Here is a 15109-nt window from a genome sequence, read left to right as displayed (position 1 = left end):
TCATGGAATTAATCTTTATCATTATTGTCTTTTTATTGCTGATTTTAGCAGTAGTGTGGGCACCATTTATTAAACAACACCAAAACAACATCTCGATTGATGATACTCAGCGTGACGAAACTAATGTGCGCTTATACCACGAACATAAAGCTGAGATAGAAAAAGATTTTCAGCAAAATAATATTGATGATGAGAATTACCAATATTTACTAACAGAGCTCGATAATACTTTATTGCAAGACATGGAAAATCAAGATCTTGCAGATAAAACGCCACAAGAAACGAAAGTATTAGCTATGGCTTGGCCTGTTGGCTTGTCTGTTTTTATTTTAGCTTTTAGTTTTTATCTATATGCTGAAATAGGCACTTATGAAAAATTGACAACAATGACGCCTCAAGAGCCAATGCAGCAATCGGCTAATGCGGAACAACAAACTATTAATGAATTAAAACGCTTAATGGATGTCACTAAAACCGAACCAGACAACTCAGATGCTTGGTACGCTTTAGGTCAATCTTTAGTCACCGTCGGTGAATTTGACAGTGCAGTAAAAGCTTATGACCAAGTCTTACGTATTGAAGGCCCGCAAGCCGATGTGTTTGGTGCTAAAGCCCAAGCGATTTACTATAAGAACGAGCAAAAAATTGATGCAAGGGTGCAAGGATTTATTGATCAGGCTTTAGCGATAGACCCGAGTGATCCTTCCACAAATATATTACTCGGTATGCATAGTTTTGTTGCTGGTAAGTATCAAGTGGCTATTTCTCATTGGCAACGTGTTGTTGATTCAGATAAAAAGAATGTCAATAAGCAAGCATTGCTTGAAGTTATTGATGAAGCGAAAAAGCGTATTGCCCAACCCAATATGACCGACGATGCCAACAGTCAAATCGAACCAAGTATTGCTGGTCCCAAGCTAACGGTTAACGTTACATTAAGCGATGAAATACTAACCTTGCTGTCAGTGGGTGATGATAAAACGGTTTTCATTTATGCTATATCTGCAGATACTTCTCGGGGGCGTATGCCTCTTGCCGCCGTTAAATTAGTCGCGAGTGATTTGCCCATAACCATAGTACTTAATGATGCAAGTGCAATGACGCCACAAGCTAAGTTGAGTGATGTCGATGTGGTACACATTTATGCAGTCGTTTCTGCTTCAGGCGGCGCTGGTATTAAATCAGGTGATTTCAAAGCTGAACTTAATAATGTGCCAGTAACGACTACAGAGCAATTAAATTTAGTCATTAGTAATATCGTTCCATAATTTAAATATAGTATGGGTTTGAGCCTTTTAACACATCAGATGAACTGATTCTTGTTTGGTGTGTTAGGGTAAGCTTACCCGTTGTCTTTTTGTCGTCATTTAAAAAATAGAGTATCGAATTCATGCCTAAATTTAGTGGACGTTTTCACGGCCGTACCAAAGAAATACATAATAAAACGGCTAAAGTTGGTGTTTTACTCACCAATCTTGGCACACCTGAAGCGCCTACTGCATCAGCTTTGAGACGCTACTTAGGCGAGTTTTTATCTGATCCTCGGGTCGTTGAAATACCTCGACTTATTTGGTTAATGATCTTGCATGGCATTATTTTAAGGGTTCGACCTAAAAAATCAGCAAAGCTCTATGAAAGTATTTGGACACCATCAGGCTCACCTTTATTAGTTATTAGCCAACAGCAAAAAGACGAAGTCGCTAAAGTGCTCACTGAGAAATATGGTGATGATGTCAGAGTTGAGCTGGCAATGCGTTATGGTAAGCCTACAATCGATGATGCTTTAGACAGATTACAACTTGCAGGAGTCAGTAAGATAATTACTTTACCTCTGTATCCTCAGTATGCAGGTCCAACGGTTGGTTCTACTTTCGATGCGGTCGTTAATAAAATTAAATCGTGGCGTTGGATCCCAAGCCTAAGTTTTATTAGTGGTTATCATGACAACCCTAAATACATAGCGGCCCTTGCGCAAAGTGTAAATAAGCATATTGCCGAACATGGTAAGCCGGATAAGTTAGTATTATCTTTTCATGGTATGCCTAAGTATTTCTTAGAGCAGGGTGACCCTTATTATTGTTGTTGTGCAAAGACAACGCGTTTATTAATGGAAGCGTTAGCCTTTACCGAGGATGATTTTGTGATGACCTTTCAGTCACGCTTTGGTAAAGCAGAGTGGTTACAACCTTATACCGATGTAACGCTTGTTGATCTTGCTGCTGATAATAAGCATGTCGCTATTATTAGCCCAGCATTTAGTGCTGATTGTTTAGAAACTTTAGAAGAGTTAGTGCACGAAAACCGAGATATGTTTATTGGTGCTGGTGGTGAAACGTATCATTATATTCCAGCTTTAAATACCGATGAAATGCATATTGATGCGATTGTAGATATCATTTCTGCAGAGATAACTCACTAACTAAAATAAGGCACCGTATTTTATAGCCTTGCTGATACCTTTCACGGGTGTTTCCGCTGCGCTATTTAATAACGGTGTCACTATTGTAAACCTCCCTTCATTAGCTCACTTCTTTTTATTAATTAACAAACACTATGGCTGCGCCAATAAGTTCTTTTAAAACGCGATTCATCGGCCCAGCCGTACAAATAAACTCATAGCAATAAGAACACATACTCTTGTTCAATCACTGATGCGTTTTTTGATGATCTTTAGTAATGACTTTGTTAATGGCTTTGATAGCAACGGGGTGTTTGAAGGTATGTGCGTTCTTTAAAAAACGTGGTGGGTTGAATTTTAGTATAAAAAAAAGCGCAACAATTTTCATTGTTCCGCTTTTTTTATTCGGATCCTAAGATCCTTTAATAACTACAATAAGTCGTTATTAAGAAGCAATTACGTTTTCAGCTTCAGGACCTTTTTGTCCTTGCTTGATAGTAAAAGTAACAGCTTGGCCGTCAGTTAGTGTACGGAAACCGTCACCAGAGATAGCGCTGAAGTGAACAAAAACGTCAGGTCCGTTATCTTGCTCGATGAAACCGAATCCTTTAGATTCGTTAAAAAATTTTACTTTACCAGTTACTGAATCAGACATGTCAACATTTCCCGTAGGTCATTAATTAAAAAATAGTAATAAGTGGATTATCCACTATGAAATATACGGAGTAAATGCTCTCTACCTATAAAAGTACAGACAGAGAAAGGTTTCCAATAACACAAACTAGTAGCGTCTGAGGTTAATCAATAATCGACCTTGTTAAATTAAGGTAAATAGTTGAAATATCCTTCTCCCGAAACGCAAAAACTCAACGCGAAAGTATGTTAGCACAATATTTTCTTGAAATCCTATAAAAATCTTAAGATTTGATGACTTTTTTATGACATAAAAAAGCCAGCTAAGATGCTGGCTTTATTAGATATTTATGATTGAGAATCATTATTATTATCAATCATAAGATAAACAACGCTTACAACGCCGAAATTTGTACTATTTGTTCAGCAAGCTTGGCTAAGGCCGATTCGGTATCAGCTAACTTGGTCTTTTCTTTGTTGATAACTTCTTCAGGAGCTTTACCAACAAACTTTTCATTGCTTAATTTCCCACGGGTTCTCTCAGCGTCTTTCTCTAGTTTATCGACCGCTTTTGTTAAACGGGCTAGCTCAGCTTCTTTATCAATTAATCCCGCCATTGGGATTAATACTGATAAATCACCAACAACAGCAGTAGCAGACAGGGGTGCATTGTCCTTGTCTGTTAATACCGTAATACTTTCAAGTTTAGCTAAGGCACTTAAAAACTGTTGATTTTCATCTAAGCGACGTTGGTCGTTAGCATTAACATTTTTAAGTAGTACCGGTAATTCTTTACTGGGTGAAATATCCATTTCGCCGCGAATATTACGTATAGCAACAATAAACTGTTTAACCCACTCTAAATCACCAATAGCCGTCTGGTCACATTGGCTTGCATCAAACTGTGGAAAGCGCTGGACCATAATACTGGCGTTTTCATTACCTTTGTTATCAGCAACAAAGTTACTTAATGGCACAACACGTTGCCAAATTGTTTCAGTGATAAATGGCATAATAGGATGCATCAAGCGTAATAAGCTTTCGAGCACAGTCACTAAGGTATGACGAGTACCACGTTGCTGTGCTTCGCTACCTTTAAACAATACTGGTTTTGTTAACTCTAAGTACCAATCACAAAATTGGTTCCAGGTGAACTCGTATAGTGCTTGTGAAGCTAAATCGAAACGAAAGGCTTCAAAAGATTCATGGACAGTTTTTACGGTTTGCTGGAATTGACCTAATATCCAACGGTCAGCTAATGAAAACTCCATTTCACCTTGTTGACCATTAACGACTTTACCGCAGTCTTGCTCTTCGGTATTCATTAACACGTAACGACTCGCATTCCATAATTTATTACAGAAATTACGGTAACCGTCTAAGCGTTTCATGTCCCAGGTAATGTCACGGCCTGTTGATGCAACTGAGGTTAAGGTAAAGCGTAATGCGTCAGTACCATGAGCTTCAATACCTGCTGGGTATTCTTTCTTGGTTAGCTTAGCTATTTTTGCCGCCAATTTTGGCTGCATCATGTTGCCGGTGCGTTTTTCTAATAACTCATCAAGGGCAATGCCATCAATCATATCAAGAGGATCGACAACGTTGCCTTTTGATTTACTCATCTTATCGCCATTTTCATCGCGAATAAGACCGGTAACATAGACTTTTTTGAACGGTACTTGTGGTTGGCCATTTTCATCTTTAATGAAATGCATGGTCATCATGATCATGCGGGCAACCCAGAAGAAAATAATGTCAAAGCCGGTGACAAGCACATCAGTTGAATGGAATTTTTTAAGATCTTCCATATTGCTTGGCCAGCCTAAGGTAGAAAACGTCCATAATGCTGATGAAAACCAAGTGTCGAGTACATCATCGTCTTGCTTTAAAACAAAATCTGCCGCTAACGTGTATTTAGCACGCACTTCAGCTTCGGTTCTACCGACATAAACACCACCATCTTCATCGTACCAGGCTGGAATTCTATGTCCCCACCAAAGCTGACGAGAAATACACCAGTCTTGAATGTCACGCATCCAAGCGTTGTACATATTTTCATACTGTTTAGGCACAAATTCAATTTGACCCGTTGCTACCGCGTCAACGGCAGGGCCCACTAAAGGTGCGGTGCGAACATACCATTGGTCGGTTAATAAGGGTTCAATAATCACGCCTGAGCGATCACCATAGGGCGCGACCAAATCATGATCTTTTACTTCAACAAGTAAACCTAACTCATCAAATTTAGCGACAATGGCTTTGCGAGCAACAAAACGGTCCATTCCTGCAAATTCACTTGGTAATTCAGTGCTGTAGGCATCAGAATGCTCGCCGTTATTTTTATAAACTTCAGCGCTTGCTAAAATAGCAGCATTTTTATCTAAAATATTGATTAATGGCAAATTATGACGTTTACCGACTTCATTATCGTTAAAGTCATGTGCAGGTGTGATTTTCACACAACCTGAACCTTTGGTCATATCAGCATGGTCATCACCAACAATAGGGATTAAACGATTAACTAAAGGTAATAAAATATGTTTGCCGATCAGATCTTTATAACGGTCATCTTTAGGGTTTACCGCGACACCGGTATCACCTAAAACAGTTTCTGGTCGAGTTGTCGCTACCACTAAGTAGTCTTTACCTTCAGCGGTTTTAACGCCATCAGCCAAAGGATAGCGTAAGTACCACATGTGACCTTTTTTATCTTTGTTCTCAACTTCTAAATCAGAAATAGCGGTATGGAATTTTGGATCCCAGTTAACTAAGCGTTTACCACGATAAATTAAGTCGTCTTCAAATAAGCGAACAAAAACTTCTTGCACCGCTTCAGACATGCCATCATCCATAGTAAAACGTTCGCGAGACCAATCAATAGAGTTACCCAAACGGCGCATTTGCTTGCCAATCGTGCCTCCAGACTCGTCTTTCCATTCCCATACTTTATCAATAAAAGCTTCACGACCGTAATCGTGACGAGTTTTATCTTCTTCGGCAGAAATTTTACGTTCTACCACCATTTGTGTGGCAATACCCGCATGGTCCATTCCGGTTTGCCATAAAGTATTTTTACCTTGCATACGTTGATAACGAATTAAGGTATCCATAATAGTTTGTTGGAACGCGTGTCCCATATGCAAACTACCGGTAACGTTTGGTGGTGGTATAGCGATGCTATAGCCATCTCCTTCACCTGTTGGGCTAAAATAACCTTGCTCTTCCCAACTTTGATAAAGAGACTGTTCGATTTCTGAAGGATTGAATGTTTTTTCCATGGGGATGACTACTTAACTTGATTAAAGTGCATTAATTGACTGTGACGGTTGTGGCGCGGTTTGATTATCCACTTGAAATCCCCATTGACGATAGCCTTTATAGCGCTCTCGAGCTTGTTGTTTGAGGGTTTCATCACTGGGTACAAAGTCAATAATGTGTGAAAACTGATTAGCAAAGTGAGGCACTGTGCTGGTTAAATTTATTAAAATAGCGCGTCGGTTAGTGGGTGGTTGCCAACTAATTTCAACGGCAGCGCCATTTTTAGGGCCTTCGCCCGGTAAATTGTGAGGAACAAAACTGTCAGGTTCAAAGGCCCAAAGCAGTTCATCTAACTGGTGAGCTGTTTGCTGATCAGCGCAGTAAATAAACACCCGCTGATTTTGGCGATAAAAATTAGCAGCCTGCAAACAAGCATGAGCATGTGACTGTTCAGCCACCGCTTCATGCTTTGCATCTTCTTCAAGCAAATAAAACATTACTTGTGTTTGCATGTTTGCGTTGTTCCTTTTATTTCTTTTTAGTCTAGAGTTATTCGCTTTGCTCTGCGCCAGCACGATTCAATAAAAATTGAGTCAATAAGCTTACCGGACGACCAGTAGAGCCTTTATCTTTGCCACCGCTGCGCCAGGCCGTACCAGCAATATCAAGATGTGCCCAGTGGTACTTTTTAGTGAAACGCGCTAAGAAGCAGGCAGCCGTAATAGTACCTGCGCCTTTGCCACCTAAATTGGTAAAGTCAGCAAATGGGCTTTCTAATTGTTCTTGATATTCTTCCCATAACGGTAAACGCCATGCGCGGTCACCACTTTGTTCAGAGGCATTCAACAACTCATGTGCTAATGGGTTGTGCGTACTCAACAGGCCTGATGCATGTTTACCTAAGGCAACCACACAGGCACCGGTAAGGGTTGCTACATCGATAACAAGTTCAGGATCAAAGCGTTCAACATACGTCAGCGCGTCACATAAAACCAAGCGACCTTCTGCATCGGTATTTAATACTTCAACTGTTTGTCCTGACATCGTCGTTAAAATATCACCAGGGCGATAAGCATCGCCACCGGGCATATTTTCACAACCGGCTAAAACACCAATAACGTTAATCGGCAACTGTAATTCTGCTAGGGCGTGCATAGCACCTAAAACACCCGCTGCGCCACCCATGTCATATTTCATTTCATCCATGGCTTCGCCAGGCTTTAAAGAAATACCACCGGCATCAAAAGTCACACCTTTACCAACTAAAACTATCGGATTAACATCATCACCAGCACCATTATATTTAATAATACTCATAATTGATTCATTACGTGAAGCTCGGCCAACGGCAAGGTATGAATTCATACCCAATTCTTCCATTTCTTTCTCGCCAACTATTTCGGTGCTGATATTGTCGTAATCGTGCTCTAAAATTTTAGCTTGTTCAGCTAAATATGCCGGGTTACAGATATTTGGCGGCATATTAGCCACATTTTTACAGGTTGTTATACCTTCAGAGACAGCAAGCGCATGAGAAATAGCGCGTTCGCCCATCGGTAACTCTCGACGTGTTGGTACATTAAAAACCATTTTACGTAGAGGTCGGCGTGCTTCAACTTTACGCGTTTTTAATCCGTCAAAGCTGTATAAACAGTCTTGAGTCGCTTCAACGGCTTGGCGTACCTTCCAATAGGTATCGCGACCTTTAACATGAAGTTCTGATAAAAAGCACACAGCTTCCATCGAGCCCGTTTCATTTAACGTACTAATAGTTTTACTGATAATTTGTCGGTATTGACGTTCATCAAGTTCACGTTCTTTACCACAACCGACCAACAAAACACGTTCGCTTAAGATATTAGGCACGTGATGAAGCAGTAACATTTGCCCTGATTTACCTTCTAAATCACCGCGACGCAATAAGTTACTGATATAGCCTTCACTAATTTCGTCAAGTTGTTCAGCAATCGCTGAAAGACGGCGAGGTTCAAAAACGCCAACGACAATACAGGCGCTACGTTGCTTTTCGGGACTACCACTTTTTACGTTGAACTCCATGAGCTCTCCTAATTCGTACAAAAACAAGCTGTTTTTAAATGAAATTTACGAGTAAACTTGTTTAAATCTATAAATAATCGTTATGCTTACTTTTAAAAGTATTCAGCTACAGGCTATAATTATAGCTTGGTGCAAGCGAATTCCCCTCAGAGCAAAAATTAATATTACTTATGAAAACGACAAGTTTACTTAAAAATAGAGCAGATGTCAGAAAAAAACGATGTTTTTATAGGGAATTCTTATGATTATCTTTCGTTATTTACTTAAAGAAGTCGCTAAAACTCAATTAGCGGTTTTCTTAGTGCTGATGACCATTTTTATTAGTAATAAATTTGTTCGTATTCTTGACGATGCTGCCGAAGGAGGGATCCCCGGACACTTGGTTATGGTCTTTATTGGTTTAAAGATACCTGACTTAGCGGGAATGATTTTACCCTTAAGTTTATTTCTCGGGGTTTTATTGGCTTACGGGCGTATTTATGCCGATAGCGAAATGACAGTATTGCATGCTTGTGGTGTCAGTGAATGGTACGTAGTGCGGGTTACACTGATTTTAAGTTTTGTGACAGCGATATTTACCGGAATTTTTACGCTGTACCTATCACCTATGGCCTCGGAATATGAGTATCAAGTTAAAGAACAATTAGCCGCAGACTCGGGGTTAAGTTCGCTTATTGCTGGTCGTTTTCAAACGACAGGTAATGAAAAAGCCGTCATTTTTATTCACGATAAAAACCGTAATGACAACACCTTTGAAAAAGTGTTTGTTGCGCAACTTCCTGATAAAAAAGCCACGGATAAAAGTATTATTAATGCCAGTTTAGTTTATGCACAAACCGGACAAGTGATTGAGGAAGAAAGTGGCTCACAGCGTTTAGTCTTGAGTGACGGTACACGTTATCAAAACGATACTAAGAGTAAAGAATTCAAAGAAGTCTTTTTTGATAAGTATTATATCCAAATACAAGATCAAAAAGTGGCGCACAAAAATAGAAAATTAAGGGCTATTCCCACCCAAGATTTGTTTGAGGAAGATACCGCTGCTTTTAGTGCGGAAAGTCATTGGCGCATTGCTTTTCCTATTGCGTGTTTGATCATGACATTAATTGCCGTACCTTTAAGTGTTGTTAATCCTAGGCAAGGTAAATTTGCTAAAATGTTACCGGCGTTATTGCTGTTTTTAGGTTATTTCTTGATGCTGACAGCGGTGCGCTCTGGCGTTGAGTCGGGCACAATACCTAAAAATTTAGGTTTATGGCCAGTACACTTATTTGTGCTTGTGTTAGGCGTAAGTCTGCTTATAAAAGATCGCAGTTTTGGGATGAAAATCAAAGCTAAGCTTCCGCTATTATTTCGCAATTTCACCCACAAAGGAACATCATCATAATGCGTATATTAGACATGTACATTGGTCGAATTATTGCATCTACAACGCTATTAACGTTATCAGTTTTTGTCAGCCTAAGTGGTATCATTAAGTTTGTTGAAGAAATGAAAACCGTGGGCAAGGGTAACTATGATATTGCGCATGCTGCTTTATTTGTGCTTTATAAAATCCCACCCGATATTGAAATGTTTTTCCCGATGTCAGCACTAATTGGTGGTTTAATCGGTATGGGCATGCTGGCAACAAACAGTGAGCTTGTGGTTATGCAAGCGGCAGGTTTGTCGCGGGTAGACATTATAAAATCAGTGATGAAGTCAGCGACTATTCTCGTTTTTATCAGTATGGCGGTCGGAGAATGGTTAGCGCCGGTTGGTGAATTAGCCGCAAGACAGCTTAAAGCACAGGCGATATCAGGCGGAAGCTTAATTTCATCCGCTGATGGAACTTGGGCGAAAGACGGCGATTATTTTGTTCATATTGGTGAAGTAGAAGATAAAGGGAAATTAAACGATGTACAAATATACCGCTTTGATAAATCATTAAAACTATCAAGTTGGTTATCTGCAGATAGTGCTATTTATCAAAAAGATGCTTGGCAGTTACGTGATGTTGTCGATACCCATTTAAGTGAAAACAAAATGGTTACCGAGTCATCGCAGGTAAAAATGTGGACATCGAGTTTGACGCCTGAAAAACTTGGCGTCGTTATGGTTACTCCCGAAGCTTTATCATTACGGGGCTTATCTGAATACTTAAGTTATTTGGAAGAAAACAACCAAGACTCAAGTCGTTACGTTTTAGCTTTTTGGCGTAAAATCGTTCAACCACTAACCGTTGCGGTTATGCTGTTACTTGCCTTGTCTTTTGTTTTTGGACCTTTGCGTTCAGTATCGATGGGGGCAAGAATTATGATGGGAGTAGCAACAGGAATCTTGTTCTTTATTACAAACGAAGTGTTAGGGTCGTTAAGCTTAGTGTATCAGTTGCCTGCGGCTTTTGGCGCGTTAATGCCCAGCTTTATCTTTGTATCATTAGCGTTATATCTAATGAATAAACGGCCCAGTTAACTTTTACTTGCGCGCCTTTTAGTCGATAAATGTGATTAGTCGGCATGATAATCACATTTATCATGCCTCACTTTTATTGCCCCGTATTAGCAGGAGTACTCTACAAACGACCGCGGTTAGCGTCTAACGTTAAAACCACCACTTCTGTATCCGTTAACCTGTCTTGTAAGCTTAATTTGTTTTTACGATCAAAAATCACCGTAAAGTTACCTAAACCTAATAGCGTAGGCAGTAATCTTTTTAGGCCAGTAACCTTATTGATCAAAGTACCATCTTGGTTTTGCACACGTAAACGCCACGCTTTCATCCCTAAGGTTTGACCGGTTTTAGACCAAAACCAAATAAAGAAAAACGACACCCAAGCAAGCTTCCAAAACTCATTTGGCCACTTTAACCAAGCCGTATTGGCAATAGCATCAGAAAAGTGTTCGTACCCCTGTAAGCCGAATAAGCCAAAGTGAAAACCTAAGTACATCAATAGAAATGACATTGCGCCAGCAGTCATATATACCGCAATGGCAATTAAAAGATCATATACCCAAGAAGCTAAGCGGCGGCGAAAACCGGCACGGGGGAAATGTTGAGATGAAATGAAAGTCATAAGTCACGTGAATAATAAATTTTTAACAGTTTATCAAACACAATAGCTAAAGTATAAGAGAGATGATTATTTGTGTTTTTTATCGCTAAAATAGTATTAAAAAACGACATACAAAAATGATAGTAGCATTGAAGTTTGCTACCTTTTATATGTCGTTAACGCTATTTGACTGTAGTCACTACGTTGTTATTGAGGAGCTTCTTCATATTGCTCAGTTGGCGCGTTAATCGTGTTTTTTTGCAATGTAACAGCAGTTTGTGCCAATAGTCTCCCGTTAACAGTGGTTCCAGTATTAACAGAAATCAAGGTTTTACTGAGCACGATGCCTTCAAAGGATGCATAAGTGCCTAGTGCGGTATAACCTGCGACTTGCCAGAAAATATTTTTGGCTAAAGCGCCACCCGTTAAAGTAACGCGCTTGGCATTTGCCTGATTTAAATTACCTGATATTTGCATGATCCAAACATCATCCATAGTGCCATTAAAAGTAACATCTGTACTGATATTGACGTCTGAAGACCATTTATAAACGCCAGGTGCTAGTGTTAGGCCACCAATTTCACCCGCACCAAGTTCGGTATGATCAGCAGGAACTCTGCCTGCAGCATCATTGTAGGCAATGCCCATATCACTGACTGCTAATCCTAAAAGGTAAGGTGAATTTATTGAGCAGGGCAGTGGACCAGCAGAGTCAACCGTATACATAGCGCCGGTTACTTCATCACAGTTGAGTAAAAGCGCAGCGCCTGTAATTGGGCTAGTGCCGACATTACCGGTAACAGCAGACGGATAAACATCAGTAATTCCAGATTTACTCAATATGGTGAAAGTACCTGCTTCGCCAAGTTCAACCGCATAGGGGCCTGCGGCCATAACATTTCCAGCAAAAATACTTCCCATAATTAAGGGGATAAGTACTTTTTTAGAATTGTTTATTAAGGTTTTCATAATATTTCTCCATATGGAATTGTCAATTTACAGTAAGTAAATTGTTACTAAGCTTTTTCCATAGTTATGTTATATCACACAAGAATGATTTTAGATTGGCATCAAATGACTTGTTTATATATTGCCCCGTGTATTTTGATTAAAATTATTTAAATTTCGATACAATAGCCGATGAAGGCAAGGTTTTTCTTGAGTGTTGCGAGCTATACATAATCGCATTGTTGGAGGGGAACCGTCACCTAAGCATTAATTAAGTCGGTGTTTAATGCTCTAAACTTTCAAATCCCTCCAAATCGACCAAATAATAAACATACACACCAACGATTGATAAAAACTATTGCTTAATAAAGTTATTTTCGTATAATGCCGAACAGATTCATTAACGCAGTGGCGTTATTGATAAACAGTTTAAATTTTTGGTAGTTACTACGAAAAATATTTAAGCCGCAGTGGTGGAATTGGTAGACACGCCGGATTCAAAATCCGGTTTCGAAAGAAGTGACGGTTCAAGTCCGTCCTGCGGTACCATTATATGAAAGCCCTGATTCGAAAGAGTCGGGGCTTTTTGTTTTCCGAAAGATAATATTCAAATAGATTAGTCATGATCCGCTATAATATGCGTGTTTATTAGACAGTATTAAAAAGGTTTCAATATGGCAGCAACAGCGCATGCACTTCACATCTTGGTTAAACATAAAGAAATTGCAGAAGATATTATTAAGCAGCTAGCTAAAGGAGCTAAGTTTCAAACATTAGCTAAAAAACATTCGTCATGTCCATCGGGTAAAAAAGGGGGCGATTTAGGCGAGTTTAAACGAGGTCAAATGGTACCTCAGTTTGATAAAGTGGCTTTTAGCGGTGCAATATTAGAGCCCCATCTTGTTAAAACTAAATTTGGTTGGCATGTAATTAAAGTGCTTTACCGGACTTAATTTACAACGAGTGATTTTTAATACCACTTCTTTTCAAAATCGCTGCCAAAGAAATTTTTGTTCAAGCCCGACGGCTGTTATCACATTTAAAGCCCTGCTTTTCATTAGATGAAGCTATTTATGGAAATTTTGTTTGCAACATCAGCTAGGTCTAACAATGATAGCTGTTTTGATTAAAACAGCAGGTTTACTCTATCTTTACTATCGGTAATAAGTAAGTAATGACCTTGATAATAAAATGGTTTATCAATGATGACTAAAATTTAATAGCTAAACCAACCGAAATACCCCCATCAAGCCACAGACCATCTTCTAGCAAAGCGTGGCAGATGCTTTCTTGACAAAATAACTGATTATCCTCTTCTATATAACTTGCATAACCTCGAAGCTCTGTAACAAGAGCGACATTTTTTGATAGTTCGTAGCGCGTGCCAAAAGCCATAGTGAGGGAGGGGTAGATTTCGTTTTTACTGTCAGTTTCAAAATAAGTGGCACCGATACCTAGCGAGATGGTCGTCACATAATTTTGCTGTTTAAGCTGAGTAACTCCACTGAAATGCAAGTAGGTAATATCGAAGGAGTGCTCTTGTTGATCTGAACTACTGATAAAATCATGGCTAACAGTGTTAAGTAATATTTGTCCTTGGCCATTAGGTGAATCTTGCCAAGCGATTGCTAATCCATAATTTTTATCATCAGTGACAACCAGGTCTGTGCCGTTTTGGCTATTAATTAGATCAGAACTGAACATTTGCCCGATAAAGGGAGTTATTTCTATATCTCGAGCATGACTTGTAAAAGGTAATAACAATAAAACTGAATTAATAAGTAGGATGCAAATGAGATTTGCTGACTTTAATGACGTTCGCATTTTATGACCTTTTCAATACGGATAAAAACATAAAAGAGTAAAGCTATTATTAGCTGGGTTATTAGACTATTTCAAGCTTTACAATGTTTTTGTAAGCATAGTTGCTTGGTTATTTAATGCGCTCAGTAATTTTTCAAATAACTCAATACCTATGGTTTCACCAGTGCTACCGGTTTCTTTATCAACAATTTCTAATTCAAAACGAGGTAATTTTTTAGTGATTATTGGTGCGTTTTTATGGCCTATTAAATTAAGTACTGGCGAATTTACTGTTATTTTAGCCACCTTTAATAAACGTGGCGTCGTTGTAACTTGTTGCTGATTTTTGACACTACTGTCTTTGAGGGTGAATTGATCTATATTTTTTTGCACGGTTAATAGTAGTTGTTTAAAGCTGTCACCATCTTCGCTGTAATAAATTGAAGCACTTAAACCATCGATGGTAATACTCTCGATAAGAATAATATCTTCTTTTAAGCTATCACGATCAACCACTAAATGAATGGCGGCAATACTTAGTGTTGATTTTTCATCGGTCGAAATATTTGATAACTGTGACGGGGCCAACACAAAATTGCTAATGGTTCCTGTTCCCTGATACCCATGGATTGTTACGTTTTCAACCGTTACTTTTTGTTGGCTTAGTTGCGAACCAATATTTTGAAGTTGATTTTTAATATGAAAATTTAAAGAGTCACTGGCTAAAAACCATAGCGCAGCACCACACGATAATAATAAAACAAAAATTATGGCTGCAAATTTGTTCAAGGTTTGATCCTAAGTTGTATAACAAATATTTATTATAACGTACTTTTATTATTGAATTTTAACGGGATAAAAATTTTAACTAAATTGAGTGATGATAAGCGTATTTTTTATTCAGCTTGATTAAAAAATAAACTTGGGATATAAGATGGGTGAATATCGAAAATTAATAAAAAATATATCTACATATA

At 38.9% G+C, this 15109-nt stretch carries 13 protein-coding genes and 1 tRNA gene; 6 read left to right on the top strand and 8 right to left on the bottom strand.

The features are described from left to right. Positions 1-2 precede the first annotated feature (2 nt). Together ccmI and hemH are read left to right on the top strand one after the other, a co-directional pair. A complete protein-coding gene (ccmI, locus tag H4J76_RS04505; RefSeq protein ID WP_182230181.1) occupies positions 3-1268 on the top strand; it encodes a c-type cytochrome biogenesis protein CcmI in 1266 nt (421 codons plus the stop codon). A gap of 122 nt (positions 1269-1390) precedes the next feature. Then, on the top strand, positions 1391-2419 hold the full coding sequence (gene hemH / locus H4J76_RS04500; RefSeq protein ID WP_182218280.1) for a ferrochelatase: 1029 nt from the start codon (positions 1391-1393) through the stop codon (positions 2417-2419). Between the two features lie 424 nt (positions 2420-2843). Here hemH and H4J76_RS04495 read toward each other — a convergent pair whose 3' ends face one another. From H4J76_RS04495 to pepA, 4 genes are all read right to left on the bottom strand, one after another. Next, positions 2844-3053 carry a cold-shock protein gene (locus tag H4J76_RS04495; RefSeq protein WP_070375833.1) on the bottom strand — a complete coding sequence of 70 codons (210 nt, stop codon included), beginning with the start codon at positions 3051-3053 and terminating at the stop codon, positions 2844-2846. A 373-nt stretch (positions 3054-3426) separates the two neighbouring features. Beyond that, positions 3427-6309, bottom strand: a complete 2883-nt coding sequence (locus H4J76_RS04490) for a valine--tRNA ligase (RefSeq protein WP_182230180.1) — start codon at positions 6307-6309, stop codon at positions 3427-3429. A gap of 21 nt (positions 6310-6330) precedes the next feature. Next, positions 6331-6801 (bottom strand): DNA polymerase III subunit chi, encoded by a 471-nt coding sequence (locus H4J76_RS04485; protein WP_182172566.1) that lies wholly within the window; start codon positions 6799-6801, stop codon positions 6331-6333. Between the two features lie 37 nt (positions 6802-6838). After that, on the bottom strand, positions 6839-8347 hold the full coding sequence (pepA, locus tag H4J76_RS04480) for a leucyl aminopeptidase (RefSeq protein WP_182218272.1): 1509 nt from the start codon (positions 8345-8347) through the stop codon (positions 6839-6841). Between the two features lie 241 nt (positions 8348-8588). Here pepA and lptF point away from each other — a divergent pair, with 241 nt between their 5' ends. Together lptF and lptG are read left to right on the top strand one after the other, a co-directional pair. After that, the gene (lptF, locus tag H4J76_RS04475; RefSeq protein WP_182230179.1) at positions 8589-9734 is read left to right on the top strand and encodes an LPS export ABC transporter permease LptF; all 1146 of its coding nucleotides are present in this window, start codon (positions 8589-8591) and stop codon (positions 9732-9734) included. Beyond that, positions 9734-10801, top strand: a complete 1068-nt coding sequence (gene lptG / locus H4J76_RS04470; protein ID WP_220465994.1) for an LPS export ABC transporter permease LptG — start codon at positions 9734-9736, stop codon at positions 10799-10801. Before lptF ends, lptG begins: the two co-directional genes overlap by 1 nt. Positions 10802-10901: 100 nt before the next feature. Here the strand turns inward: lptG and H4J76_RS04465 are convergent, their stop codons facing one another. Beyond that, on the bottom strand, positions 10902-11402 hold the full coding sequence (locus H4J76_RS04465; RefSeq protein ID WP_182218268.1) for an RDD family protein: 501 nt from the start codon (positions 11400-11402) through the stop codon (positions 10902-10904). A gap of 186 nt (positions 11403-11588) precedes the next feature. Next, positions 11589-12350, bottom strand: a complete 762-nt coding sequence (locus tag H4J76_RS04460; protein ID WP_182218267.1) for an ice-binding family protein — start codon at positions 12348-12350, stop codon at positions 11589-11591. Positions 12351-12793: 443 nt separating this feature from the next. Here H4J76_RS04460 and H4J76_RS04455 point away from each other — a divergent pair. Then, positions 12794-12878 (top strand) — tRNA-Leu (locus H4J76_RS04455). A gap of 125 nt (positions 12879-13003) precedes the next feature. Further along, positions 13004-13282 carry a peptidylprolyl isomerase PpiC gene (ppiC, locus tag H4J76_RS04450; RefSeq protein ID WP_070375841.1) on the top strand — a complete coding sequence of 93 codons (279 nt, stop codon included), beginning with the start codon at positions 13004-13006 and terminating at the stop codon, positions 13280-13282. 256 nt (positions 13283-13538) lie between these two features. On the opposite strand, the gene H4J76_RS04445 is transcribed toward ppiC, so the two are convergent. Both H4J76_RS04445 and H4J76_RS04440 read right to left on the bottom strand, forming a co-directional pair. Beyond that, on the bottom strand, positions 13539-14153 hold the full coding sequence (locus tag H4J76_RS04445) for a hypothetical protein (RefSeq protein WP_182230178.1): 615 nt from the start codon (positions 14151-14153) through the stop codon (positions 13539-13541). Positions 14154-14231: 78 nt separating this feature from the next. Then, positions 14232-14921 carry a hypothetical protein gene (locus H4J76_RS04440; protein WP_182221804.1) on the bottom strand — a complete coding sequence of 230 codons (690 nt, stop codon included), beginning with the start codon at positions 14919-14921 and terminating at the stop codon, positions 14232-14234. Between the last annotated feature and the right edge of the window lie 188 nt (positions 14922-15109).

The sequence above is a fragment of the Colwellia sp. BRX9-1 genome, from assembly GCF_014077195.1.
GTDB lineage: Bacteria > Pseudomonadota > Gammaproteobacteria > Enterobacterales > Alteromonadaceae > Colwellia_A.
Note: the sequence above shows the minus strand (reverse complement) of the source record. Positions and strands in the feature narration are given on the sequence as shown.

Excerpts from the sequence above, each read along its gene's own strand:
- ppiC (WP_070375841.1), top strand. The coding sequence starts at position 13,004 with ATGGCAGCAACAGCGCATGCACTTCACATCTTGGTTAAACATAAAGAA.
- hemH (WP_182218280.1), top strand. The coding sequence starts at position 1,391 with ATGCCTAAATTTAGTGGACGTTTTCACGGCCGTACCAAAGAAATACAT.
- ccmI (WP_182230181.1), top strand. The coding sequence starts at position 3 with ATGGAATTAATCTTTATCATTATTGTCTTTTTATTGCTGATTTTAGCA.
- H4J76_RS04465 (WP_182218268.1), bottom strand. The coding sequence starts at position 11,402 with ATGACTTTCATTTCATCTCAACATTTCCCCCGTGCCGGTTTTCGCCGC.
- H4J76_RS04490 (WP_182230180.1), bottom strand. The coding sequence starts at position 6,309 with ATGGAAAAAACATTCAATCCTTCAGAAATCGAACAGTCTCTTTATCAA.
- H4J76_RS04445 (WP_182230178.1), bottom strand. The coding sequence starts at position 14,153 with ATGCGAACGTCATTAAAGTCAGCAAATCTCATTTGCATCCTACTTATT.
- lptG (WP_220465994.1), top strand. The coding sequence starts at position 9,734 with ATGCGTATATTAGACATGTACATTGGTCGAATTATTGCATCTACAACG.
- H4J76_RS04495 (WP_070375833.1), bottom strand. The coding sequence starts at position 3,053 with ATGTCTGATTCAGTAACTGGTAAAGTAAAATTTTTTAACGAATCTAAA.
- lptF (WP_182230179.1), top strand. The coding sequence starts at position 8,589 with ATGATTATCTTTCGTTATTTACTTAAAGAAGTCGCTAAAACTCAATTA.
- pepA (WP_182218272.1), bottom strand. The coding sequence starts at position 8,347 with ATGGAGTTCAACGTAAAAAGTGGTAGTCCCGAAAAGCAACGTAGCGCC.
- H4J76_RS04460 (WP_182218267.1), bottom strand. The coding sequence starts at position 12,350 with ATGAAAACCTTAATAAACAATTCTAAAAAAGTACTTATCCCCTTAATT.
- H4J76_RS04485 (WP_182172566.1), bottom strand. The coding sequence starts at position 6,801 with ATGCAAACACAAGTAATGTTTTATTTGCTTGAAGAAGATGCAAAGCAT.